Genomic DNA, 25,998 nt, shown 5'->3' on the forward strand with positions numbered 1-25,998 from the left:
GATTTCGACATGTTAGAGTTTGATACTACTCAAGATCAATTAGCAAATATAAAAGTTATCGGTGTCGGCGGTGGCGGAAACAATGCTGTAAACCGTATGATTGAACACGGTGTACAAGGTGTAGACTTTATCGCTGTGAATACTGATGCACAAGCATTAAATCTATCAAAAGCTGAAACGAAAATGCAAATTGGTGGAAAATTAACGCGTGGACTTGGTGCAGGCGCAAACCCTGAAGTAGGGAAAAAAGCTGCAGAAGAAAGTAAAGAACAGATTCAAGAAGCGCTTCGTGGTGCGGATATGGTCTTCGTAACTGCTGGTATGGGTGGCGGAACTGGAACTGGTGCAGCTCCAGTTGTTGCTCAAGTTGCAAAAGAACTAGGTGCGTTAACAGTTGGTGTTGTAACACGTCCATTTACATTTGAAGGACGTAAACGTGCAACTCAAGCTGCATCTGGTATTGCGTCATTTAAAGAAAATGTAGATACACTTATTGTAATTCCAAATGATCGCTTATTAGAGATTGTTGATAAAAATACGCCAATGTTAGAAGCGTTCCGTGAAGCAGATAACGTATTACGTCAAGGTGTTCAAGGTATTTCTGATTTAATTGCTACACCAGGTCTAATCAACTTAGACTTTGCAGACGTAAAAACAATTATGTCTAATAGAGGTTCTGCTTTAATGGGTATCGGTTCTGGTAATGGTGAAAATCGTGCTGCTGAAGCTGCGAAAAAAGCGATTTCTAGTCCATTACTAGAAACATCTATTGATGGAGCTCAAGGTGTTATTATGAATATTACGGGCGGCGCAAACTTAAGTTTATATGAAGTACAAGAAGCAGCAGACATTGTAGCTTCAGCTTCGGATCCAGAAGTAAATATGATCTTCGGTTCTGTTATTAATGAAGGATTAAAAGATGATATCGTTGTCACTGTAATTGCAACTGGTTTTGATGATAGTGCTTCGACGCAACCACCAAAACCAATTATCCGTCCGACTGCGAATCACACGCAACAGCAACAACAACCAGTAGCTCAACCTTCAAAACAACGTGAAGTTAAGCGTGAAATGAAACGTGAAGAGCCGGTTATGCATGATCGTCATACAGATTCAGATGACATCGATATTCCAGCATTCTTACGTAACCGTCGTAGACGATAAAAGAAAAGGAGCTTTCATGCTCCTTTTTTTTGTTGTCTAAATGGAAAAGATCTGCTAAGCAGATCTTTTTTTATTATTTTGCATATGGAGAAGTCCTATTTTGGAGCTATAAGCTGTGATAAATAAAGTGAAACTTTAATTAGTAGGGGTTGTTCATCCAAAATGATTGTTAGCCCGACTCCCGCTTCACTTCTATACTTTTTTGTAGCTGAATTTTGAGGAAGGGGTGTTACTGCCCGCAAATAGCAAGATAAACTTTGTATATATAATTCAATTATTATGTATACAAGTAAGAAATTTATATTATTCTATGAAAAATACACTTTTATTTTTTACCGACAGATTATGTCTAGAAATCACAAAATAACAAAAAAAACCCTCCACCAATTGACACACTTTCCTATTGGATATGCATTATACTAGTCTCAACTTAAAAAAAGAGGTGAATTGTTTGGTTGTTTACGCCGACATTGTTTGGTTGTTAAACGCCTGCATTGATTTTCTTTTACTTTTATTAACAGCCACCGTGTTAAAAAAGAGAATCAAAAGATGGAGGCTTGTGTTAGGGGCATTTATAGGTTCAACTATTGTTATTTTCGCCTTTACGCCTTTTGCTTCTATGATGACACATCCAATTATGAAACTATTGTACTCGTTACTTATTGTGTATACAGCATTTGGGTTTTCAACATTTAGAAATTATGCACAAACTGTTTTTACTTTCTATTTTGTAACCTTTATGGTTGGTGGAGGATTAATTGGAACGCATTACTTTTTGCAAACGAACGAAATGGTAAATGGGTTAGTTCAATCTAAATCAGTTTCTTACGGTGATCCAATTAGTTGGTTGTTTGTTATTTTTGGTTTTCCAGTAATTTATTATTTTTCTAAAAAGCGTATAGAAAGCGTAGAGGTCACAAAGATACACTATGATCAAATCGTGAAAGTGAAAATTCAATTAGCTGGAGAGGAACTAGAACTAGCAGGTCTAATTGATAGTGGGAACCAACTTTATGACCCGTTAACAAAAACACCCGTTATGATTATGCATATTTCATCATTAGAACATTGTTTGCCAGCTTGGTTAACAGAACAAATTTATTCCAAAACAGAAATTCCTCAAATACCAGAAAATGATTCTGGGTGGGCGACGAAACTACGTTTAATTCCTTTCCGAGCAGTAGGAGTAGAGAATCAATTTTTATGGGCAATTAAGCCAGATTGTGTGCAAGTTTATCATGAAGGTTTGGTTGTTGTAAACAAAGTACTGATTGGATTAAATACACAACAATTATCTACCAATGGAGAGTATCAATGCATTGTACATCCGAAAATGTTGATTTCGCAAAAGATGGTAATTGCTTAATTATGAGAGGCGGGATAATATGGTGAAATTTAAATTTTATTTGGTATACCTTTGGTATAAAGTATTGCTGAAATTAGGAATTAAGACCGATGAAATTTATTATATCGGCGGAAGTGAAGCATTGCCACCGCCGTTAACGAAAGACGAAGAGGCAGTTCTTTTGAATAAATTACCAAATGGAGATCAAGCTGCCAGATCGATGCTTATTGAACGTAATCTACGGCTTGTTGTATATATAGCAAGAAAATTTGAAAATACAGGGATAAATATTGAGGATTTGATTAGTATAGGAACAATTGGTCTTATTAAGGCAGTGAATACATTTAATCCAGAAAAGAAAATTAAATTAGCAACATATGCATCTCGTTGTATAGAAAATGAAATTTTAATGCATTTGCGTCGAAATAATAAAAATCGTTCGGAAGTTTCTTTTGATGAACCGCTTAACATTGATTGGGACGGAAATGAACTGTTATTATCAGATGTGTTAGGTACAGATGATGACATTATTACAAAAGATTTAGAGGCTACTGTAGATCGTCATCTTTTAATGAAAGCATTGCATCAATTAAATGATCGTGAAAAACAAATTATGGAGCTTCGGTTTGGACTCGCTGGTGGCGAAGAGAAGACACAAAAAGATGTGGCTGATATGCTTGGAATTTCACAGTCGTATATTTCTCGTTTGGAAAAAAGAATTATAAAAAGATTACGAAAAGAATTTAATAAAATGGTGTGAAGAATAAGACCAGTCGGTATCTAGACTGGCCTTATTCTTTTTTTTTGCATTAGGAAATATGATGTTTGTGAAAAACGATGGGAAAACCGTATGCATAAAATCCCCTTCAAAGGAAATACTTTACACTGTACAGCAACTCCCGATAGGAGGGAACACTTTGACGAGAAACAAAGTAGAAATTTGCGGTGTTGATACAGCTAAACTTCCAGTACTAAAAAATGAAGAGATGCGTAAATTATTTCGTGAAATGCAAAGTGGAGAGATAAGCGCCAGAGAGAAATTAGTGAATGGAAACTTACGTCTTGTACTGAGCGTCATCCAAAGATTTAATAACAGAGGAGAATATGTTGATGATTTATTTCAAGTTGGTTGCATTGGACTTATGAAATCCATTGATAACTTTGATTTAGGCCAAAATGTAAAATTTTCAACGTATGCTGTGCCGATGATTATTGGGGAAATACGCAGATATTTGCGTGATAACAATCCAATTCGCGTATCTCGCTCATTACGAGATATTGCGTATAAAGCGTTGCAAGTAAGAGAAAAATTGATTGCTGAAAATTCGAAAGAACCAACAGCGATGGATATTGCCAAAGTTCTTGAAGTGACACATGAAGAAATTGTCTTTGCGTTAGACGCTATTCAAGATCCAGTTTCATTATTTGAACCGATTTATAATGATGGAGGAGATCCTATCTTTGTTATGGATCAATTAAAGGATGAAAAACAAAAGGACGAGCAGTGGGTTGAAGAACTGGCGTTGAAAGAAGGAATGAAGCGTTTAAATGATCGTGAAAAAATGATTATTCGAAAACGGTTCTTCCAAGGAAAGACACAGATGGAAGTTGCCGAAGAAATTGGGATTTCTCAAGCACAAGTATCACGTTTGGAGAAGTCTGCTATTAAGCAAATGAATAAGACGATTCAAGGATAAGGTCCTCACCAGTTATGGTGAGGCCTTTTTTATATATAATATTTTGCTCTCATAGTAGAGTGGGTAGGTTCATATAATGAAAATAAAATGGATGTTCTATTAGTAGCGGTTATATACTGTTTACCCGCTTCAAAATTCGGCTGAAGTAAGAAGTTAGATGGAAGCGGAGCTACCCGAAAAAGTCCGATTAGCATGGGCTAATAATCAGTAGGGATGGGGAAAATCCCACTGATTAAGGCTTCGCTTTATTTGAGAGCGTACTTACGATTCATGATATAAGGGAGAGGATGAATATGATACGAATTTCGGAGTTTCAAATGAAGGATGTTGTAAATATTTTAGATGGAAAAAGGCTTGGAAATATTGGAGATATTGATTTTGATATAGACACAGGGAAGATTAGGGCGGTTATTATTTCCAAGCAGACACGTATGCTAGGACTCTTTGGAAAGGAAGTAGAATTTGTGATTCCTTGGGAGCAAATTATGAAAATTGGGGAAGATGTCATACTTGTCAGAGTAGATAATATTAATTCTGTAACAGAATCAATACAAACACCGACAATTTCATAAAGAATATTACAAATTCCCCTTTTTTTTCAGTTGTCATTATGAAAAAATAAAAGTATGGTAAAATAGACAGGAAGTACCATGCTTTTTTCTGTTATTTTAATTAAAAGGAGCCGCTTTATGAGAGAACCATTTAAATATGTGGACGGTATACTGTATTTACAAGCGTGGAAAGAACTTGGAAACATTACTGTTGGATTTACGACAAAAGATGGTGGAGTAAGTACAGGCTCCTTTCATGCGATGAATTTAGGATTACATGTGAATGATATCGTGGAGAATGTTCATGAAAACAGACGCATTTTAGCGAATAAGTTACAAAAACCATTAGAAAAATGGATTTGCTCTGAACAAGTTCATGACCATCATGTTGAGAAAGTAGGACTGCAAGAAAAAGGGAAAGGCGTTTATTCATATGAAGACGGTATTCCAAAAACGGATGGCATTTATACGACTAACAAAGATGTTCTCTTAACATCTTGTTACGCTGATTGTGTTCCGCTCTATTTTTATGCACCATCACATGATATGATAGGACTTGCGCATGCTGGGTGGAAAGGGACTGTAACAGAGATTGCGAAAGAAATGATTCAAAAGTGGAATGCAGAAGGTGTTTCAAGTGATGAAATTCATGTTGCAATTGGTCCTGCAATCGGATCATGTTGTTATGTTGTTGATGATCGTGTATTAACAGCAGCGCAGCAAGTAGTAAACGGATCTGTTCCCTATAAAGTAATTTCTGATGGTCAGTATGCAATTAATTTAAAAGAAGTTAATCGTATATTATGTGTACAAGCAGGCATAAAAGAAGAACATATTGTAATGTCATCTCTTTGTACAAGCTGTGAAGAACAATTATTTTTCTCTCATCGTCGTGATCAAGGTAAGACGGGGAGAATGTTGAGTTTCATAGGTTTTAAGGAGGAGTGAAGTAAGTGACAGTGCAAGGGAATTTAGCAGATGTAAACGAAGCAATTAAAGAATCTTGTGTACGAGCTGGACGTTCGATGAAAGATATTAAGCTCGTTGCAGTTACAAAAACTGTAGGAATTGAAAAAACAAGCGAAGTAATTGACGCAGGAATTATTGATTTAGGTGAAAATAGAAATGAAGGTTTCTTACAAAAATACGAGCATTTCGGTTCAAAAGTGAATTGGCATTTTATTGGATCATTGCAAACGAGAAAAGTAAAAGAAATCATTAATGAGATTGATTATTTACATTCATTAGATCGTCTTTCGCTTGCAAAAGAAATTCAAAAACGTGCTGATAAGAAAGTTAAATGCTTTATTCAAGTGAAAACATCATCTGAAGAATCAAAGCAAGGATTGGCGATAGAAGAAACAATTTCTTTTATTCAAAGTTTGCAAGAATTGGATAAGATTGAAGTGGTAGGATTAATGACAATGGCTCCGTTTACAGGAGAAGAGGAAGAGATTCGTCGCTGCTTTAAGGAATTGCGCATGCTACAAACAGAGGTGCAGGAGCTAGAATTATTACATGCACCATGTAAAGAATTATCAATGGGAATGTCAAATGATTACACGATTGCAATTGAGGAAGGCGCTACATATATTCGTTTGGGAACGGTTTTAGTAGGGAAAGCGTAAGAGGAAGGAGAAAGTTATTATGAGTTGGTCAAAAGTAAAATACTTCTTTTTTGACACACCGGAAGAAAAAGAAGCAGCTCAATATAGTTATGAAAAGGAGCAAACAGACATGAAAAAGCAACAAGATCCCCCAGAACAACAAGATGTTCCGTTTGCGAAAGTGCAACCGAAGCAAAATGTAGTGAGTATTGAAACAGCGAAGCAATCTTCAAAAGTTGTTTTACTAGAACCACGTACATATTCGGAAGCACAAGGCATTTCGGATCACTTAAAAGGTAGACGAGCTGTTGTAATTAATTTGCAAAGAATGTCTACAGATCAAGCTGTACGTATCGTTGACTTTTTAAGTGGTACTGTATACGCTATAGGCGGGGATATTCAAAAAATAGGCCCGAAAACATTTATGTGTACACCTGAAAATGTTGATATCGTTGGTGCGATTTCAGAGTTATTCGGTGAAGAAGAAGAGACAAATATAAAGAGGTGGTAATACGCCATGACAACAGTTTTAACAGTGTTACTTACTGCTATCGAGATTTACTCGTGGGCACTAATTATTTACATTCTCCTATCATGGTTTCCTGGCGCAAAGGAATCAGCTTTTGGAGATATTCTTGCGCGTATTTGTGAACCGTATTTAGAGCCGTTTAGGAGGTTTATTCCACCATTTGGTATGATTGATATTTCTCCACTTGTTGCTATTATTGCCTTGAAACTTGCTAGAGGTGGTTTAGTGAGTTTATTCAACTATTTTTTATAGTGTGAGGTTAAATACATGAGCATCTACGAGCATTTTAGACCTGATGAACAGGTCTTTGTGGATAAAGTATTAGAGTGGAAACAGGCTGCTGAGTACCATCAAGTCAAGTTAACAGATTTTCTTGATCCAAGACAGCAACAAATTGTTTCTATGGTAATAGGGCAAGGAGATGTAGCTGTACGGTTTGATGGTGCGATGCCTGAAGCCGAACGGAAAAGAGCACTAATTTATCCAGATTATCTAGAATTAAATGAAGAGGAATTTCAAGTAGAAGTATTAGAAATTGACTATCCTTCCAAGTTTTTCACGCTAGAACATAGGCAAATATTAGGTGCATTCATGTCACTTGGTTTAACAAGGGAAAAATGTGGTGATATTTTGCTTCAAGAAGATCGTGCCCAAATTGCAGTTGCGAAAGAAGTTGTATCCTATATTGAAATGAACTTACAATCAATAGGTAAAATGAAAGTCACACTCTCTCCTATACAAGTAGAGAAAGTTTTGCGTGTAGGTGAAAAGTGGGGAGAAAAATCTGGAACAGTTTCGTCACTTCGTCTAGATGTTTTATTAGCTGAAATGCTGCATATATCTAGGCAGAAAGTACAGCCTCTTATAAAAGGTGGCCTAGTAAAAGTCAATTGGAAAACAGTAGAGCAAACTTCGTATGAATGTTTTCCGGGTGATGTTTTCTCGGTTAGAGGGTATGGACGAAGTAAATTATTTTCTGTAGAAGGTAAAACGAAGCGCGACAAATGGAGAGTTTTGTATGGTATACTAAAATGATTGGTTTTTTAGAAGGAAATTCTCTTATTTTGTCGAAGAAAAGATATAATTGAAAGAGGAAATTTAGATAACTACTTGGAGGTGGCGTTGTGCCGTTAACACCATTAGATATTCATAACAAAGAATTTGGTCGCGGATTTCGTGGCTACGATGAAGATCAAGTAAATGAGTTTCTTGATCAGATCATCAAAGATTATGAATTAGTCATTCGTGAGAAAAAAGCTTTAGAAGAAAAGGTTGCACAATTAGAAGGAAAGTTAGATCATTTTTCTAATATTGAAGATACGCTGAACAAATCTATCATTGTCGCACAAGAAGCTGCTGAAGAAGTGAAGCGTAATGCACAAAAAGAAGCGAAATTAATTGTACGTGAAGCAGAAAAAAATGCAGATCGTATCATTAATGAAGCGTTAGTGAAATCAAGAAAAGTTGCATTTGATATTGAAGAGTTAAAGAAACAAGCGAAAGTATTCCGCACTCGTTTCCGTATGTTGTTAGAAACACAGCTTGAAATGTTAAGCAACGATGATTGGGACAAATTAATTGAGTTAGAAGACGAAGTGGACGAACTGTTGAAAAAAGAAGAAACAGTGTAAGCTTGACGTTTTTCTCATTATTACATATAATTTTAAACAGCATATTTATTAAGAAAAACGAAGATAGGGATAAGTACCTTTTTCATACCTTATATAGCGAACTGAGGATAGTGTAAGCTCAGGATAAGGAGATAATGGGAATATCACCCTGGAGTTCCGCGCTGAACAAATTTAGTAAGCGTAGGCGTATATTCGCGTTAAGAATATAAAGAGGACCTTATGCATTTGTATATGGTCTACTAGGGTGGTACCGCGGGAGACTTTCTCGTCCCTTTTTGGGGATGAGAGGTCTCTTTTTTATTCCCTTTTTTAAGGTCTGTCGTTTATATATTTAAGGAGGAATTGAGCATGGAGTACAAAAATACATTACTAATGCCAAAAACAGAATTCCCGATGCGTGGGAATTTACCGAAACGTGAGCCTGCAATGCAAGAAAAATGGGCTGAAGTGAATATTTATGAAAAGGTACAAGAACATACGAAAGGTCGTCCTTTATTTGTACTACATGATGGACCTCCATATGCAAATGGTGACATCCATATGGGACACGCACTAAATAAAGTGTTAAAAGACTTTATTGTTCGTTTTAAATCAATGACAGGATACTGTGCACCATATGTGCCAGGTTGGGATACGCACGGTTTACCAATTGAACAAGCTTTAACGAATAAAGGTGTAAAGCGTAAAGAAATGACAGTTGCTGAGTTCCGTAAATTATGCGCAGAGTATGCATATGAGCAAGTAGAACGTCAACGTGAACAATTTAAGCGTTTAGGTGTACGTGCAGATTGGGATAATCCATATATTACTTTAGAGCCAGCTTATGAAGCACAACAAATTAAAGTGTTTGGTGACATGGCGAAAAAAGGTTATATCTATAAAGGACAGAAACCAGTTTACTGGTCTCCAACGAGTGAATCAGCTTTAGCAGAAGCTGAAATTGAATATCAAGATAAAAAATCAGCATCTATTTACGTAGCATTCCCTGTAAAAGACGGAAAGAACGTATTAGAAGGTGATGAGAAGTTCATTATTTGGACAACAACACCTTGGACGTTACCTGCTAACCTAGGTATTTCGGTTCATCCAGAACTTGAATATGCTATTGTGAAAGTAAATGATGAGAAATATATTATTGCTTCTGAACTATTTGAGACAGTTGCAAAAACGTTAGAATGGGAAAATACTGAAGTTGTGAAAACAGTAAAAGGTAGCGAACTTGAGTATACAGTTGCAAAACACCCATTCTACGATCGGGATTCTTTAGTTATGCTAGGTGACCACGTTACAACAGATGCTGGTACAGGTTGTGTTCATACAGCACCAGGGCACGGGGAAGATGATTTCCTTGTTGGTAAGAAATATGGTTTAGAAGTTCTTTGTCCAGTTGATGACAAAGGTGTGTTAACAAATGAAGCACCTGGATTTGAAGGCTTATTCTACGATAAAGCTAATAAACCAATTACGGAAAAATTAGAAGAAGTAGGTGCGTTACTAAAATTAACATTTATTACGCATTCATACCCACATGATTGGAGAACGAAAAAACCAATTATTTTCCGTGCAACAGCACAGTGGTTTGCATCTATTGAAGCATTCCGTAAAGAATTATTACAAGCTGTTGAAGAAACGAAATGGGTGCCAGCATGGGGTGAGACTCGTCTTCATAATATGGTTCGTGACCGTGGTGATTGGTGTATTTCTCGTCAACGTGCATGGGGTGTACCAATTCCAGTATTTTATGCGGAAAATGGAGACCCAATTATTACAGATGAAACAATTAGCAATGTAGCAGATTTATTCCGTGAACACGGTTCTAACGTATGGTTCGAGCGTGAAGCGAAAGATCTATTACCAGAAGGATTTACACATCCAGGTAGCCCAAATGGTGAATTCCGTAAAGAAACAGACATTATGGATGTATGGTTTGATTCAGGTTCTTCTCACCAAGCGGTATTAGAAGAGCGTGATGATTTACAACGTCCAGCAGATTTATATTTAGAAGGATCTGACCAATATCGTGGTTGGTTTAACTCTTCATTGTCAACAGCAGTTGCTGTAACAGGTAAAGCACCGTATAAAGGTGTTCTAAGCCACGGTTTCGTACTAGATGGTGACGGACGTAAAATGAGTAAGTCGATTGGAAACATCGTCGTACCGAAGAAAATTATGGATCAATTAGGCGGAGATATTTTACGCTTATGGGTTTCTTCTGTTGACTATCAATCTGATGTACGTATTTCAGATGATATTTTAAAACAAGTAGCGGAAGTATATCGTAAAATCCGTAATACATTCCGTTTCTTATTAGGAAACTTAGATGACTTTAATCCAAGTGAAAATAAAGTGGCGGCAGCTGAGCTTCGTGAAGTGGACCGTTACATGTTAGTAAAATTAAATGACTTAATTACAAAAGTAAAAGAAGCATATGAAGCATATGACTTTGCAGCAGTATATCATGCAATCCATAACTTCTGTACAATTGATTTAAGTTCATTCTATTTAGACTTTGCGAAAGACATTTTATACATTGAAGGTGCAAATCACCAAGATCGCCGCGCAATTCAAACAGTATTATATGATGTTCTTGTTGCATTAACAAAACTTGTAACACCAATCTTACCTCATACAGCTGATGAAGTATGGCCGTATGTTCCTGGTGCAGAAGAAGAAAGCGTACAGTTAACTAATATGCCAGAAGTTGTAGAAGTAGATGGTGCTGAAGCCTTAAAAACAAAATGGGATGCATTTATGACGTTACGTGATGACGTATTAAAAGCTTTAGAAGTCGCTCGTAATGAAAAAGTAATTGGTAAGTCATTAAATGCAAGCATTACACTATATCCGACTGCAGAAATGAAAGCTATGTTAGAGTCTATTAGTGAAGACTTAAAGCAACTATTTATCGTTTCTGAGTATAAACTTGGTGGTATGATAGAAGAAGCGCCAGCAGATGCGCCTAAGTATGAGCATACAGCGGTTATTGTAGCTCAGGCAACGGGTGACACATGTGAACGTTGTTGGGTTGTTTCAGAAACAATTGGTAAAGATGCGGAACATGAAACATTATGTGAGCGTTGTGCAACGGTTGTTAAAGAAAATTATGTAAAATAATGAAAAAAGCTGACTGCTCATAATAGCAGTCAGTTTTTCGTTGATGATATATCAAAATAACTTTCACTCTCTTTCCTATGAAGGAAAAATGTGTGTGAGGTAAGCGTGGAAATTTCGGACACACTAATTGTACATTGCAGCTGGGAGGAATGTACACGTGAATGAAATTTATATGGAAATAAAAGAAGAATTGCAATTGATGAGAAAAGAGTTGCAAGATAGACTGGCTAAAGAAGTAATGCACACATACTATATGGAATTTGGGCAAGAACTTGGATATGAAATAAAGCAAGAGACAAAGAAAAAATTGCTATTACATGATATAAAAGAGGATTTAAAAGATGTAGAACGTGCATTGTTTAAAATGGAAATAGACATGTACGGTATTTGTGAAGAAACTGGGAGAGCGATTTCTACAAAACAAATGAAAACAATGCCGACTGCTCGTACTATTCATGAATTTTTCTATGAAAAGGTAAATGTATGAATACGCACAACGATATTATGTTACCTTTTTTTAATTTATTTTATTCTTCTATAAAGGTTCATTGTGAAAAGGCAGCAGCTATGCTAAAATTTTGAGGTACACTGTCTTTATGGGGGAAATGAAAATGATATATTATGTAATAGCGTTATTTGTCATTGCCATCGATCAAATATCGAAGTGGCTAATTGTAAAGAACATGGAATTGGGTACGAGCATTCCGATTATCGATAATGTATTATACATAACATCACATCGAAATAGAGGAGCTGCCTGGGGTATTTTAGAAAATAAAATGTGGTTTTTCTACATTATTACAGTCATTTTCGTAGTATTTATCGTATTTTATATGAAAAAATATGCGAAAACGGACAAGCTTCTAGGTATTTCATTAGGTCTAATTTTAGGCGGAGCAATTGGCAATTTTATTGATCGTGTATTTAGACAAGAAGTAGTGGATTTCATTCACGTGTATATTTTCTCGTACAACTATCCAGTATTCAATATAGCTGACTCAGCATTATGTATTGGAGTTGTATTAATTATTATTCAAACAGTATTAGAAGGAAAGAAAACGAAGGAGTAATTGAATGAGTGAAGTAGTACAAGTAACAGTTGCAGAAGAACAAAAAAGCGAGCGAATTGATAAATTCGTTGCAGAAATAAACAGTGAATGGTCACGTTCACAAGTGCAGCAATGGATTAAAGATGCTGTTGTGACAGTAAATGGGAAATCAGTTAAAGTGAATTATAAAGTAAAAGGAAATGATGAAATTACAGTAACAATTCCCGAGCCAGAAGAGTTAGATATTCAACCGGAAGATATGAATTTAGAAGTTTATTATGAAGATGCCGATGTACTAGTTGTAAATAAGCCGCGTGGCATGGTAGTACATCCAGCACCAGGGCATACGAAGGGTACGCTTGTAAACGGACTTATGCATCACTGTACAGACCTATCAGGTATTAACGGTGTAATGCGTCCTGGTATAGTACACCGTATTGATAAGGATACATCTGGATTATTAATGGTTGCTAAAAATGATATGGCGCACGAATCACTTGTAAATCAACTTGTAGCAAAAACGGTAACAAGACGCTATAAAGCGATTGTACATGGTGTAATTCCACATGATAAAGGAACAATTGATGCTCCAATTGGTCGTGATAAAAAAGAACGTCAAAGTATGACTGTTGATGAAAATGGTAAGAATGCAGTTACGCATTTCCAAGTGTTAGAGCGATTTAAGGATTTCACATTTGTAGAATGTCGCTTAGAAACGGGACGTACACATCAAATTCGTGTTCATATGAGATATATTGGTTATCCACTTGCAGGGGATCCAAAGTATGGTCCGAAGAAAACATTAGATATGAATGGACAAGCACTTCATGCAGGGATTTTAGGTTTCGATCACCCTCGTACTGGTGAATATATTGAGTTTGAGGCACCGATTCCAGAAGTGTTTGAAGAAGCGCTAAATATTTTACGGAAATAGTATTGACAAATCATAAGAAAACTGAGATACTGACAACAGTTAAATAATGATCCTTTAACACAGCCCCGTGAGGTTGAGAAGGTAACGGTTTGAAATACTTAGGGTATTGCTGTACCCTTTTTTCAAAAGTCCTCTCGCACACGCTGAGAGGACTTTTTTTTATACCATTACTCTCACGCAAGAAAAAAAAAACTTGGAGGTGTAGAGCATGCAAGAGAAAGCTGTCGTTTTAGATGACCAAATGATTCGCCGCGCTTTAACACGAATTAGTCATGAAATCGTGGAACGAAATAAAGGTGTCGATAATTGTGTTCTTGTCGGAATAAAAACACGTGGAATTTTTATTGCACAACGTTTGGCAGAACGAATTGGTCAAATTGAAGGAAAAGAGATGGAAGTAGGAGAGTTAGATATTACGTTATATCGTGATGATTTAACACTACAATCGAAACATAAAGAACCACTTGTAAAAGGTTCTGATATTCCTGTAGATATTACGAAGAAAAAAGTTATCCTTGTGGATGATGTGTTATATACAGGAAGAACAGTTCGAGCAGCAATGGATGCTCTTATGGATTTAGGTAGACCATCACAAATCCAATTGGCTGTTCTTGTTGATAGAGGTCACCGTGAATTACCAATTCGCGCTGATTATGTAGGAAAGAACATTCCAACATCTAGTGAAGAGCGTATCGAAGTTGATTTGCAAGAGACAGATCAACAAGATCGAGTAAGCATATACGATAAGTAAAGCCCTTTTAAATGTAGTCCTGTGAGGCTGCCAAAGGGTCTTGGCTTTCATATGTCAAATTTGACATACGAAAGTGTAGGACTCTTTGTGCACAGGCACAAAGAGTTTTTTTATTGCAAAAATTAAAACTGAAGGAGGATGTAACAATGGAACAAAAGCCAGTGTTAGACATTCATGAAGTACCGAAACCGGGAAAATGGTTATTATTAAGTATACAACATTTGTTCGCGATGTTTGGATCAACAGTGCTTGTTCCGTTTTTAACAGGACTGAATCCATCAGTAGCTTTAATATCAAGTGGATTAGGAACGCTAGCGTTTCTTCTAATAACGAAAGGTCAAGTACCAGCATATTTAGGATCATCATTCGCCTTTATTGCACCAATTATTACAGCGAAAACAGCAGGTGGACCTGGAGCAGCGATGCTTGGAGGTTTACTAGCAGGACTTGTGTACATCTTAATCTCACTCGGAATTAAAAAATCGGGGTCAGAATGGATTATGAAATTACTTCCGCCAATCGTAGTTGGACCAGTCGTAATGGTAATCGGTTTATCTTTAGCACATACAGCAGTGAACATGGCGATGAACGGTACGGATGGTAAGTATAGCATTACACACTTTTCAGTAGCATTAGTAACATTAGCAATTACAATCATTTGCTCCATATTCGGGAGAGGGTTTTTCAGTATCATACCAGTGCTACTTGGAATCATCGGCGGGTATATATTCGCTTACTTCCAAGGGCTAGTAGATTTAAAGCCAGTAGCTGAGGCGAAATGGTTTGTCATACCAGACTTCACAGTACCGTTTGTAACATACACTCCAGAGTTTTCATGGAAAATTGTACTCTTAATGGTACCAGTTGCACTTGTAACAATTTCAGAACATATCGGACATCAAATTGTACTTGGAAATGTTATTAAAAGAGATTTAATTGAAAAACCAGGTTTACATCGTTCAATCTTCGGTGATGGGGTAGCAACATTAATCGCATCACTAATAGGAGGACCACCGAATACAACGTACGGTGAAAACATCGGTGTGCTAGCAATTACGAGAGCATACAGTGTATACTTATTCATCGGTTCAGCAGTGTTTGCAATCATGTTTGGATTTATCGGGAAGATTTCAGCACTGATTCATTCGATTCCAACACCGGTTATGGGTGGTGTATCAATCTTACTCTTCGGTGTAATCGCATCAAGTGGTTTACGTATGATGGTAGACGATAAAACAGACTTAGGCGACAAACGAAACTTAATGATTGCATCAGTTATACTAGTAATCGGTATTGGCGGGGCGGTACTACACGTAGGTGGATCGTTCCAAGTAGAAGGAATGGCACTAGCAGCAATTGTAGGTGTACTATTAAATCTACTACTACCAGAGACGAAACAAACCAACAAAACAAAACAATCTAAGCAGATTGCTTCATAAAAATAACCTTTTAATTCAGTCCTGTGAGATAGAAAAGGGTGGCTACTTTAACGCACCCTAGTCTCAAAGGCTAGGGTATTTTTATACAGTTATTGTTATATAAATTCAATGGTGTTATCATAAAAAACAGAAAGATGAGGGATGACGATGAGCCATTTGTTAACGATGAGTGAATTATCGGAACAAGAAATTTCAGAAATCCTAAAAGACGCGGAAGATTTTGCGAATGGAAAAGAGAGAAAAACGACAGAGCAAACATTTGTTGCGAACTTGTTCTTTGAGAATAGTACGAGGACGAGATTTAGCTTTGAAGTTGCTGAGAAGAGATTAGGACTTGAAGTGTTAGACTTTTCCGCAGATGCATCTAGCGTACAAAAAGGAGAAACTTTATACGATACGATAAGAACACTAGAATCAATCGGAACAAAAGCGGTAGTCATCCGCCATGAGCAAGATCGTTACTTCGATGAATTAAAAGATCAGGTGAATATCCCAATCTTGAACGCTGGAGATGGATGTGGAAATCATCCAACGCAATGTCTACTCGATCTTCTAACAATTAAACAAGAGTTTGGAAGATTTGAAGGTTTGAAGATTGCAATAGTTGGGGATGTTCGTCATAGCCGAGTAGCACGTTCTAATGCAGAAGCATTAACGAAACTGGGCGCGACAATTTACTTTGCAAGCCCAGAAGAGTGGAAAGATGAAGAGAACACATTTGGAACGTACAAGAGTTTAGATGAACTTGTTCCAGAAGTGGATGTGATGATGTTACTTCGTGTACAACATGAGCGTCATGACCATTATGAAACAGACATTATGAAAGAGTATCACGAGCAACATGGGTTAACAGTTGAAAGAGAAAAACGTATGAAAGAAGGAAGCATTATTATGCATCCAGCCCCTGTAAACCGTGATGTTGAAATTGCGAGTGAACTTGTCGAGTGTGAACGCTCACGCATATTTAAGCAAATGGAAAACGGGGTCTACGTAAGAATGGCTGTACTAAAACGCGCATTACCAAATGTATTAGGAGGAATGAAACATGAATTATTTGTTTAAAAACGGTCGTTATATGAATGAAGAAGGAACAATTGTAGCAACAGATCTTCTCGTACAAGACGGTAAAATTGCGAAGGTGGCAGAAAATATTACGGCAGATAATGCTGAAGTAATCGATGTAAATGGAAAGTTAATCGCACCTGGATTAGTAGATGTACACGTTCATCTTCGTGAACCAGGTGGTGAACATAAAGAAACAATTGAAACAGGAACACTTGCAGCAGCAAAAGGTGGATTTACTACAATTTGCGCAATGCCAAACACACGCCCAGTACCAGATTGTAAAGAACATATGGAAGACCTGCAAAAGCGTATTAAAGAAAAAGCACATGTAAATGTATTACCATATGGAGCCATTACAGTACGTCAAGCAGGTTCTGAAATGACTGATTTTGAAACGTTAAAAGAACTTGGAGCGTTTGCTTTCACTGATGATGGCGTAGGCGTGCAAGATGCAAGCATGATGTTAGCTGCAATGAAGCGTGCATCGAAATTAAATATGGCAGTTGTTGCACATTGTGAAGAGAACACACTTATTAATAAAGGATGTGTACATGAAGGGAAGTTTTCTGAGAAACACGGATTAAACGGTATCCCATCAGTATGTGAATCCGTACATATTGCCCGGGACATCTTACTTGCGGAAGCTGCAAATTGTCACTACCACGTATGTCACGTAAGTACAAAAGGATCTGTACGTGTAATCCGTGATGCGAAACGTGCTGGAATTAAGGTGACAGCAGAAGTAACACCGCATCACTTAGTATTATGTGAAGATGATATCCCATCGGCTGATCCTAACTTTAAAATGAATCCACCGCTTCGAGGAAAAGAAGATCATGCAGCGTTAATTGAAGGACTATTAGATGGAACAATTGATATGATCGCAACTGACCATGCACCGCATACTGCAGAAGAGAAAGCGCAAGGGATTGAAAGAGCACCGTTCGGAATTACTGGTTTTGAAACAGCATTCCCGCTTTTATATACGAACCTTGTGAAAAAAGGAATCATTACATTAGAGCAACTAATTCAATTCTTAACAGAAAAACCAGCTGACACATTCGGTTTAGAAGCAGGGCGCCTAACAGAAGGTAGAACAGCTGATATTACAATTATCGATTTAGAACAAGAAGAAGAAATTGATCCAACAACATTCTTATCAAAAGGAAAAAATACACCATTCGCAGGTTGGAAATGCCAAGGTTGGCCGGTTATGACAATCGTTGGTGGTAAGATCGCATGGCAAAAGGAGAGTGCATTAGTATGAAAAGACAACTTATCTTAGAAGATGGAACGGTATTAATTGGAAAAGGTTTCGGAGGAGAAATCGAAAAGTCAGGTGAGGTTGTATTTACAACTGGGATGACTGGATATCAAGAAACTTTATCTGATCCATCATACTGCGGTCAAATCGTAACATTTACGTATCCATTAATCGGAAACTACGGCATTAACCGTGATGATTTTGAATCAATTCACCCATCTGTAAATGGTTTAATCGTAAACGAAATTTGTGATCACCCATCAAACTTCCGTAATGAAATTTCGTTAAATGATTACTTGAAAGAAAGAAATATCCCAGGATTAGCAGGAATTGATACGAGAAAATTAACAAGAAAAATTCGTGAATATGGAACTTTACGCGGACGTCTTTGCAATATGGATGTGGATGTAGAGGACATCGTGAGTCAATTGAAAGCAACTGTCTTTACAGATCATGTGAAACGCGTATCAACAAAAGACCCATACCCAAGTCCAGGCCGTGGTCATCGCGTTGTACTTGTAGACTTCGGAATGAAACATGGTATTTTACGAGAATTAAATAAGCGTGACTGTGATGTAATTGTTGTACCTTACAATACAACAGCAGAAGAAATTTTACGTCTTAGCCCAGATGGAATTATGTTAAGTAATGGACCTGGGGACCCAAAAGATGTACCAGAAGCAATTGAAATGTTAAAAAACATTATTGGTAAAGTTCCTTTATTCGGGATTTGCCTAGGACATCAATTGTTCGCGCTAGCATCTGGTGCAAATACAAGTAAGTTAAAATTCGGTCACCGTGGTTTAAATCATCCAGTAAAAAATCTTGCAACTGGAAAAGTAGCAATCACTTCTCAAAACCATGGTTACGCAGTAGAAGAAGAGTCAGTTGAAAATATAGATCTTGAAATTACGCATGTTGCGTTAAACGACGGAACAGTAGAAGGCCTTCGTCATACGAAGTTCCCAGCATTTACAGTACAATACCATCCAGAAGCTTCTGCAGGACCAGAAGATGCAAATGATTTATTCGAAGATTTCTTAGCAATGATTGAAAACTTCAAGAAAGAAGGGGAAGAGTTATGCCAAAACGCCTAGACATTAACACAATTTTAGTAATCGGATCAGGACCAATTGTAATTGGGCAAGCAGCAGAGTTTGATTATTCTGGAACACAAGCTTGTCAATCTCTTAGAGAAGAAGGTTACAAAGTAATCCTTGTTAACTCTAACCCAGCAACAATTATGACAGATACTGCAACAGCAGATAAAGTATATATAGAACCATTAACATTAGAATTCGTAAGCCGTATCATTCGTAAAGAACGTCCAGATGCACTCCTACCAACATTAGGTGGTCAAACAGGCCTGAATATGGCGGTTGAACTTGCGAAATCAGGCATACTTGAAGAGTGCGGAGTTGAAATTTTAGGAACAAAATTATCAGCAATCGAGCAAGCCGAGGATCGTGATTTATTCCGTACATTAATGCAGGAATTAAATGAACCAATTCCATCTAGCACGATTATTCATACGCTGGAAGAAGCACATGAGTTTGTAAAAGAAATTGGTTATCCAGTTATTGTTCGCCCAGCATTTACAATGGGGGGAACAGGTGGCGGAATCTGTAGTAATGTAGAAGAACTAATTGAAATCGTATCAGGTGGATTAAAACATAGTCCAGTAACACAATGTTTATTAGAAAAGAGTATTGCCGGTTGTAAGGAAATTGAATATGAAGTAATGCGCGATTCGAATGATAACGCGATTGTAGTATGTAACATGGAAAATATTGATCCGGTTGGGGTTCACACAGGTGATTCTATCGTTGTAGCACCGAGCCAAACATTAAGTGACCGTGAGTATCAAATGTTACGAAACACTTCATTACGAATTATTCGCGCATTAGGAATTGAAGGTGGATGTAACGTTCAGCTTGCACTTGATCCACATAGCTTCCAATACTATGTAATCGAAGTAAACCCGCGTGTGAGTCGTTCGTCTGCACTAGCATCTAAAGCAACTGGATATCCAATTGCGAAGCTAGCGGCGAAAATTGCAGTCGGTTTAACATTAGATGAAATTGTAAACCCAGTAACACAAAAAACATACGCTTGCTTCGAGCCAGCATTAGACTATGTTGTTTCAAAAATTCCACGTTGGCCATTTGATAAGTTTGAATCAGCAAACAGAACACTTGGTACACAAATGAAGGCAACTGGTGAAGTTATGTCAATCGGACGTAACTTAGAACAATCATTATTAAAAGCGATCCGTTCTTTAGAGCTTGGCGTTTATCACCTAGAGTTAGACCACTTAAAAGAGCTTGATAAAGAAACGATGAAAAAGCGTATTATAAAAGCTGATGACGAGCGTCTGTTCGTTGTAGCAGAAGCGATCCGTCAAGGTGTAACGAAAGAAGAAATCAACGAATGGTGTGAAATGGACTTCTTCTTCTTACAAAAAGTTGAAAATATCGTAAACATGGAACGCGAAATAAAAGCGAATGTAGGAAATATGGAAGTGTTACAATCTGCGAAAGAAATGGGATTCAGTGACCATTTCATCGCCAATGCTTGGAACAAAACAGAGCGTGAAATTTACGATATGCGTAAAGAAAGCAATATGACTCCTGTTTATAAGATGGTAGATACTTGTGCGGCAGAGTTTGAATCTGCAACACCATACTACTACAGCACATATGGTGACGAGAATGAATCGATTGTAACAGATCGTAAGAGTGTAGTTGTACTAGGATCTGGTCCAATCCGTATTGGTCAAGGTGTTGAGTTTGATTATGCAACAGTTCACTCTGTATGGGCAATAAAAGAAGCTGGATATGAGGCAATCATTGTTAATAACAACCCAGAAACAGTTTCAACAGACTTCAGTATTTCTGACAAATTATACTTTGAACCATTAACAATCGAAGATGTAATGCACATTATCGATTTAGAAAAGCCAGAAGGTGTTATCGTCCAATTCGGTGGACAAACGGCAATTAACTTAGCAGCTAAATTAGAAGCACATGGTGTGAAAATCTTAGGAACATCACTTGAAGATTTAGACCGTGCAGAAGATCGTGATAAGTTTGAAGCAGCTTTAACAAAGCTTGGTATCCCGCAACCAGTTGGTAAAACAGCAACGACTGTAGAGCAAGCGGTAGCGATTGCTGACAAAATTGGTTACCCAGTATTAGTAAGACCATCTTACGTACTAGGTGGACGTGCGATGGAAATCGTATATCGTCAAGAAGAATTACTGCACTACATGAAAAATGCGGTTAAAGTTCACGCAGATCACCCAGTATTAATCGACCGTTATATGGTTGGTAAAGAAATTGAAGTAGATGCAATTTCAGACGGTGAGAATGTATTCATTCCAGGTATTATGGAACATATCGAACGCGCTGGAGTTCACTCTGGGGATTCAATTGGAGTATATCCACCACAGAGCTTATCTGAAAAACTAAAAGAACAAATTATTGAACATACAATTGCGCTTGGAAAAGGTTTAAACATTGTTGGATTACTAAACATTCAGTTTGTAGTATTCAAAGATGAAGTGTATGTAATTGAAGTAAATCCACGTGCGAGCCGTACAGTACCATTCTTAAGTAAAATTACAGGCGTACCGATGGCAAATATCGCAACGAAAGTTATTTTAGGTCAAAATCTTGTAGAACAAGGATATGGAACTGGCTATCACCCAGAAGAGAAGGAAGTGTATGTAAAAGCACCGGTATTCTCATTTGCGAAACTACGCTCAGTTGATACAACATTAGGGCCTGAAATGAAATCAACAGGGGAAGTAATGGGTAAAGATTTAACGCTTGAAAAAGCATTATATAAAGGACTTGTTGCTTCAGGAATTAACATTCCAACGCACGGATCAGTAATCATCACTGTAGCGGATAAAGATAAAGAAGAAGCGCTGGAAATTGCAAAACGCTTCCATGAAATCGGCTATAACTTATTAGCAACAGCAGGAACAGCACAATCGCTAACAGAACAAAACATTCCGGTGCAAGTTGTAAACAAAATTGATTCTGAAGACTACAACTTACTTGATATTATCCGTCAAGGGAAAGCGCAGTTTGTAATCAATACATTAACAAAAGGAAAACAACCAGCGCGTGATGGTTTCCGCATTCGCCGTGAATCAGTAGAAAATGGTGTGGCTTGCTTAACATCACTTGATACAACGAGAGCAATCTTGAGAGTATTAGAATCTATGACATTCTCAGCTCATTCAATGAAAGAAATTACGCAAACGAAGCGTCACGAGGTGGTACATGCATGATGCAAAAGCAAAATATGATCGTCGTTAACCAAAAAGAAATCGCAAAAAACATTTACGAATTAGTGCTTCAAGGGGATTTAGTGCAGCAAATGAACGATCCAGGGCAGTTTGTACACATTAAGGTAGCAGAGGGCATTACGCCCCTTCTGCGCCGCCCAATTAGTATTTGTAATGTTGATCAAGACAAGAACGAATTTACAATGCTATATCGTGCGGAAGGACAAGGAACAAAAACATTAGCGAAAAGAAAACAAGGTGAACTTGTAGATGTGTTAGGACCACTTGGTCATGGATTTCCTGTAGAAGAAGCGCAATCTGGACAAACGGCTCTATTAGTTGGTGGGGGGATTGGTGTACCACCACTATATGAATTGTCACAGCGTCTTGTAGCAAAAGGAGTACGCGTTATTCACATCTTAGGTTTCCAAACGAAAGATGTTGTCTTCTATGAAGAGAAATTCGCAGAGCTTGGTGATACGTATGTTGCAACAGTTGATGGTACACATGGTACAAAAGGGTTTGTAACAGATGTAATTGATAGCTATGGAATTGACTTTGACATTCTCTACTCATGTGGACCTTTAGCGATGCTTCGTGCATTAGAAGGACGCTATAAGGAGAGAAAAGCCTACATTTCATTAGAAGAACGTATGGGCTGTGGCATCGGAGCATGTTTCGCGTGTGTATGCCATTTACAAGCAGATCCGAGTGGACATTCTTACAAGAAGGTGTGTAGCGACGGACCAGTATTTCCAATCGGGGAGGTTGTACTATGAACAGATTGCAAGTTGAATTACCAGGGTTATCATTAAAAAATCCAATCATCCCAGCATCTGGTTGCTTCGGATTTGGTCGTGAGTATGCACAGTTCTATGATTTAAGTGTACTTGGATCAATTATGATTAAAGCGACAACAGAACAACCTCGTTATGGAAACCCAACGCCTCGTGTTGCGGAAACACCAGGCGGAATGCTAAATGCAATCGGGCTTCAAAATCCTGGATTAGAAAAGGTAATGAATTCTGAATTACCTTTTCTCGAGCAATTTGATCTTCCGATTATTGCAAACGTTGCGGGTTCACAAGCTGAGGATTACGTAGCGGTTGCGAAGGCAATTTCAAAGGCACCTAATGTTCATGCGCTAGAATTAAATATTTCTTGTCCAAACGTAAAAACGGGTGGTATCGCTTTTGGTACAAATCCTGAAATTGCTGCTGATTTAACGAAGCGAGTAAAAGAGGTTTCTGAAGTACCGGTATATGTGAAATTGTCACCGAACGTGGCAAACATTGTGGAAATTGCAAAAGCAATTGAAAATGCGGGTGCAGATGGTTTAACGATGATTAATACATTGCTTGGTATGCGTCTAGATTTAAAAACTGCAAAACCAATTTTAGCAAACCGTACGGGCGGACTATCAGGGCCTGCGATTAAGCCAGTAGCAATTCGTATGGTACATGAAGTAAGTCAAGCGGTTAACATTCCGATTATCGGAATGGGTGGTATTGAAACAGCGGAAGATGTAATTGAATTCTTCTATGCTGGCGCAAGCGCGGTTGCAGTTGGAACGGCGAACTTTATTGATCCGTTCGTATGTCCGACAATTATTGAAGAATTACCAGCATTACTAGATGAATTAGGATTTGATCATATTTCGGAATGTCAAGGAAGGAGCTGGAAGTAAGTATGTCACAGTCGCTAATTGTTGCACTAGATTTTCCAGGGAAACAAGAGGTAGAACAATTCTTACATCACTTTGAAGGGGAAGAGTTATTTGTCAAAGTGGGTATGGAGTTATTTTACAAAGAGGGTCCTGCAATTATTACGTACTTAAAAGAAAAAGGGCATAAGATTTTTCTAGATTTAAAACTTCATGATATTCCGAATACGGTAAAAAGCGCTATGCGTAGCCTAGCTAGTCTAGATGTAGATATGGTAAATGTTCATGCTGCTGGGGGAAGTAGTATGATGAAAGCTGCGATTGAGGGATTAGAGGAAGGTAAGCAAGAAGGAAAAGAGAGACCGATTTGTATTGCAGTTACACAACTAACAAGCACTTCGGAAGCTATGATGAAAAAAGAGATTGGTATTGAGAAAACGTTAGAAGAAGCGGTTGCTCATTATGCAAAATTAACGAAAGAAAGTGGACTTGATGGCGTTGTTTGTTCAACACTTGAAGTACCAAAATTACGTGAAGTATGCGGAAATGAATTTGTAACAGTAACACCGGGGATTCGTCTTGCAAGTGATGATGTGAATGACCAAGTGCGCGTTGCAACACCGAAACGTGCGAGGGAACTTGGTTCAAGCTACATCGTAGTTGGACGTAGTATTACAAAAGCAGAAAATCCGCTTGAAGCGTATAAAACAGTAAAACAACAGTGGGAAGGTGTAACAGTATGAAAAAAGAAATCGCATCGCATTTATTAGAAATTGGAGCAGTATTTTTACAACCGAATGATCCATTCACTTGGTCTTCTGGTATAAAATCACCAATTTATTGTGATAATCGTTTAACTTTATCTTATCCAAAAGTACGACAAGCGATTGCAGCTGGATTAGAAGAGTTAATTAAAGAGCACTTCCCAACTGTAGAAGTTATTGCAGGAACAGCAACTGCTGGTATTGCGCACGCTGCATGGGTAAGCGATCGTATGGATTTACCAATGTGCTACGTACGTAGTAAAGCAAAAGGTCACGGTAAAGGGAACCAAATCGAAGGAAAAGCTGAAAAAGGTCAAAAAGTAGTAGTAGTAGAAGACTTAATTTCAACTGGCGGTAGTGCAATTACATGTGTAGAAGCACTTCGCGAAGCTGGCTGTGAAGTATTAGGAATCGTATCAATCTTCACGTACGAGCTTGAGTCAGGAAAAGAGAAACTAGAAGCAGCAAACGTAGCATCATATTCTTTAAGTGATTACAGTGCATTAACTGAAGTTGCAGCAGAAAAAGGTATGATCGGACAAGCTGAAACGAAAAAATTACAAGAGTGGCGTAAAAATCCAGCTGACGAGGCTTGGGTTACAGCGTAATACTCATATATAAAAAGACGACTGCGGGGGAACGCGGTCGTATTTTTATATCATTGCTAAAATTTCATGCAAAGGTCCATCGATATCAAAGAAAATCATATTTAAATCTCCTTACTAATAACTACTTAGCATTTTCCGCAACTTCATATCCTCTCACAAACAATAGAGTCATATAAGAAACGATAAATGAGAAGATGCTATACATACCAACCCAAAAGAAAAATTTTGGAGTGAAGGCGATAACACCTATTATTAAAAAACTAGCAAACGTTACAATCGGCATTACGTAATACGTTTTCGTTCTACGTGTTCCAATAATAGAAACGATAAAAATAAGTAATGGACAAAGAAATAAGACGAAAATCAATTCATTCATAGTTATGTCCCCTTTTCTAGTAGAAGTAATATGTTTCTTGTAAACGTTTTGAAATAATTACTCTCTTAATATAATTTCGCTAACATATACATAATCCCTTTTGAAGGTCAGGATGTTTCAATACTTAACCTAAAAAAACGTAAGCAAGTA

At 37.5% G+C, this 25,998-nt stretch carries 26 protein-coding genes and 1 other annotated feature; of the genes, 25 read left to right on the forward strand and 1 reads right to left on the reverse strand.

What is annotated here, in order from left to right; all coding sequences use genetic code 11:
- The first annotated feature begins 9 nt into the window (after window positions 1-9).
- The 25 genes from ftsZ (at window position 10) to pyrE (ending at window position 25,472) form a co-directional block, all read left to right on the forward strand.
- Window positions 10-1,164, forward strand: a complete 1,155-nt coding sequence (ftsZ, locus tag ACE38F_RS09445) for a cell division protein FtsZ (protein ID WP_002066873.1) — start codon at window positions 10-12, stop codon at window positions 1,162-1,164.
- A 451-nt stretch (window positions 1,165-1,615) separates the two neighbouring features.
- Window positions 1,616-2,530 carry a sigma-E processing peptidase SpoIIGA gene (gene spoIIGA, locus ACE38F_RS09450; protein ID WP_002111432.1) on the forward strand — a complete coding sequence of 305 codons (915 nt, stop codon included), beginning with the start codon at window positions 1,616-1,618 and terminating at the stop codon, window positions 2,528-2,530.
- A gap of 19 nt (window positions 2,531-2,549) precedes the next feature.
- Window positions 2,550-3,269 carry an RNA polymerase sporulation sigma factor SigE gene (gene sigE, locus ACE38F_RS09455; protein WP_002111431.1) on the forward strand — a complete coding sequence of 240 codons (720 nt, stop codon included), beginning with the start codon at window positions 2,550-2,552 and terminating at the stop codon, window positions 3,267-3,269.
- Window positions 3,270-3,426: 157 nt separating this feature from the next.
- Window positions 3,427-4,206, forward strand: a complete 780-nt coding sequence (gene sigG / locus ACE38F_RS09460; RefSeq protein WP_002014725.1) for an RNA polymerase sporulation sigma factor SigG — start codon at window positions 3,427-3,429, stop codon at window positions 4,204-4,206.
- Between the two features lie 293 nt (window positions 4,207-4,499).
- Window positions 4,500-4,778, forward strand: a complete 279-nt coding sequence (locus tag ACE38F_RS09465; RefSeq protein ID WP_033708393.1) for a YlmC/YmxH family sporulation protein — start codon at window positions 4,500-4,502, stop codon at window positions 4,776-4,778.
- Between the two features lie 117 nt (window positions 4,779-4,895).
- Window positions 4,896-5,705 (forward strand): peptidoglycan editing factor PgeF, encoded by an 810-nt coding sequence (gene pgeF / locus ACE38F_RS09470; RefSeq protein WP_002111428.1) that lies wholly within the window; start codon window positions 4,896-4,898, stop codon window positions 5,703-5,705.
- 5 nt (window positions 5,706-5,710) lie between these two features.
- Window positions 5,711-6,385, forward strand: coding sequence for a YggS family pyridoxal phosphate-dependent enzyme (locus tag ACE38F_RS09475; RefSeq protein WP_002088253.1), 675 nt, complete (start codon window positions 5,711-5,713; stop codon window positions 6,383-6,385).
- A 19-nt stretch (window positions 6,386-6,404) separates the two neighbouring features.
- Window positions 6,405-6,875, forward strand: a complete 471-nt coding sequence (locus ACE38F_RS09480; protein ID WP_002014721.1) for a cell division protein SepF — start codon at window positions 6,405-6,407, stop codon at window positions 6,873-6,875.
- Window positions 6,876-6,881: 6 nt separating this feature from the next.
- Window positions 6,882-7,145, forward strand: coding sequence for a YggT family protein (locus ACE38F_RS09485; RefSeq protein ID WP_002146041.1), 264 nt, complete (start codon window positions 6,882-6,884; stop codon window positions 7,143-7,145).
- Between the two features lie 15 nt (window positions 7,146-7,160).
- On the forward strand, window positions 7,161-7,928 hold the full coding sequence (locus ACE38F_RS09490; protein WP_375369441.1) for a YlmH family RNA-binding protein: 768 nt from the start codon (window positions 7,161-7,163) through the stop codon (window positions 7,926-7,928).
- A gap of 89 nt (window positions 7,929-8,017) precedes the next feature.
- A complete protein-coding gene (gene divIVA / locus ACE38F_RS09495) occupies window positions 8,018-8,524 on the forward strand; it encodes a septum site-determining protein DivIVA (RefSeq protein WP_002088249.1) in 507 nt (168 codons plus the stop codon).
- A 51-nt stretch (window positions 8,525-8,575) separates the two neighbouring features.
- Window positions 8,576-8,800, forward strand: a binding site (T-box leader).
- Between the two features lie 72 nt (window positions 8,801-8,872).
- Window positions 8,873-11,638, forward strand: a complete 2,766-nt coding sequence (gene ileS2, locus ACE38F_RS09500) for an isoleucine--tRNA ligase (protein ID WP_375369440.1) — start codon at window positions 8,873-8,875, stop codon at window positions 11,636-11,638.
- Between the two features lie 157 nt (window positions 11,639-11,795).
- Window positions 11,796-12,125 carry a TraR/DksA C4-type zinc finger protein gene (locus ACE38F_RS09505; protein ID WP_375369439.1) on the forward strand — a complete coding sequence of 110 codons (330 nt, stop codon included), beginning with the start codon at window positions 11,796-11,798 and terminating at the stop codon, window positions 12,123-12,125.
- 124 nt (window positions 12,126-12,249) lie between these two features.
- Entirely contained in the window at window positions 12,250-12,708 is a 459-nt protein-coding gene (lspA, locus tag ACE38F_RS09510; protein WP_002111421.1) for a lipoprotein signal peptidase LspA, read from the forward strand.
- A gap of 4 nt (window positions 12,709-12,712) precedes the next feature.
- Window positions 12,713-13,621, forward strand: coding sequence for an RluA family pseudouridine synthase (locus ACE38F_RS09515; protein WP_215553989.1), 909 nt, complete (start codon window positions 12,713-12,715; stop codon window positions 13,619-13,621).
- A gap of 208 nt (window positions 13,622-13,829) precedes the next feature.
- Window positions 13,830-14,372, forward strand: a complete 543-nt coding sequence (pyrR, locus tag ACE38F_RS09520; RefSeq protein WP_001156489.1) for a bifunctional pyrimidine operon transcriptional regulator/uracil phosphoribosyltransferase — start codon at window positions 13,830-13,832, stop codon at window positions 14,370-14,372.
- Between the two features lie 146 nt (window positions 14,373-14,518).
- A complete protein-coding gene (gene uraA / locus ACE38F_RS09525) occupies window positions 14,519-15,811 on the forward strand; it encodes a uracil permease (protein ID WP_375369438.1) in 1,293 nt (430 codons plus the stop codon).
- A 147-nt stretch (window positions 15,812-15,958) separates the two neighbouring features.
- Window positions 15,959-16,873: an aspartate carbamoyltransferase gene (gene pyrB, locus ACE38F_RS09530; protein WP_002128846.1), complete on the forward strand. Its 915-nt coding sequence runs from the start codon at window positions 15,959-15,961 to the stop codon at window positions 16,871-16,873.
- The gene (gene pyrC / locus ACE38F_RS09535) at window positions 16,857-18,143 is read left to right on the forward strand and encodes a dihydroorotase (protein ID WP_033707133.1); all 1,287 of its coding nucleotides are present in this window, start codon (window positions 16,857-16,859) and stop codon (window positions 18,141-18,143) included. Before pyrB ends, pyrC begins: the two co-directional genes overlap by 17 nt.
- A complete protein-coding gene (locus ACE38F_RS09540) occupies window positions 18,140-19,237 on the forward strand; it encodes a carbamoyl phosphate synthase small subunit (protein ID WP_215553987.1) in 1,098 nt (365 codons plus the stop codon). The genes pyrC and ACE38F_RS09540 overlap by 4 nt, the downstream gene beginning before the upstream one ends.
- Window positions 19,222-22,440, forward strand: coding sequence for a carbamoyl-phosphate synthase large subunit (carB, locus tag ACE38F_RS09545; RefSeq protein WP_215553986.1), 3,219 nt, complete (start codon window positions 19,222-19,224; stop codon window positions 22,438-22,440). Before ACE38F_RS09540 ends, carB begins: the two co-directional genes overlap by 16 nt.
- Window positions 22,437-23,216: a dihydroorotate oxidase B electron transfer subunit gene (gene pyrK / locus ACE38F_RS09550; RefSeq protein ID WP_215553985.1), complete on the forward strand. Its 780-nt coding sequence runs from the start codon at window positions 22,437-22,439 to the stop codon at window positions 23,214-23,216. Before carB ends, pyrK begins: the two co-directional genes overlap by 4 nt.
- Complete coding sequence (gene pyrD, locus ACE38F_RS09555) at window positions 23,213-24,124, forward strand: dihydroorotate oxidase B catalytic subunit (RefSeq protein WP_002111413.1); 912 nt, start codon at window positions 23,213-23,215, stop codon at window positions 24,122-24,124. Before pyrK ends, pyrD begins: the two co-directional genes overlap by 4 nt.
- A gap of 2 nt (window positions 24,125-24,126) precedes the next feature.
- Window positions 24,127-24,843 carry an orotidine-5'-phosphate decarboxylase gene (gene pyrF, locus ACE38F_RS09560; protein WP_000083510.1) on the forward strand — a complete coding sequence of 239 codons (717 nt, stop codon included), beginning with the start codon at window positions 24,127-24,129 and terminating at the stop codon, window positions 24,841-24,843.
- Window positions 24,840-25,472: an orotate phosphoribosyltransferase gene (gene pyrE / locus ACE38F_RS09565; protein ID WP_215553984.1), complete on the forward strand. Its 633-nt coding sequence runs from the start codon at window positions 24,840-24,842 to the stop codon at window positions 25,470-25,472. Before pyrF ends, pyrE begins: the two co-directional genes overlap by 4 nt.
- A 121-nt stretch (window positions 25,473-25,593) precedes the next feature.
- On the opposite strand, the gene ACE38F_RS09570 is transcribed toward pyrE, so the two are convergent.
- Window positions 25,594-25,848, reverse strand: coding sequence for a YbeF family protein (locus ACE38F_RS09570; protein ID WP_215553983.1), 255 nt, complete (start codon window positions 25,846-25,848; stop codon window positions 25,594-25,596).
- Window positions 25,849-25,998 lie beyond the last annotated feature (150 nt).

This window comes from Bacillus altaicus, from assembly GCF_042136375.2.
In the GTDB taxonomy this organism is placed as follows: domain Bacteria; phylum Bacillota; class Bacilli; order Bacillales; family Bacillaceae_G; genus Bacillus_A; species Bacillus_A cereus_U.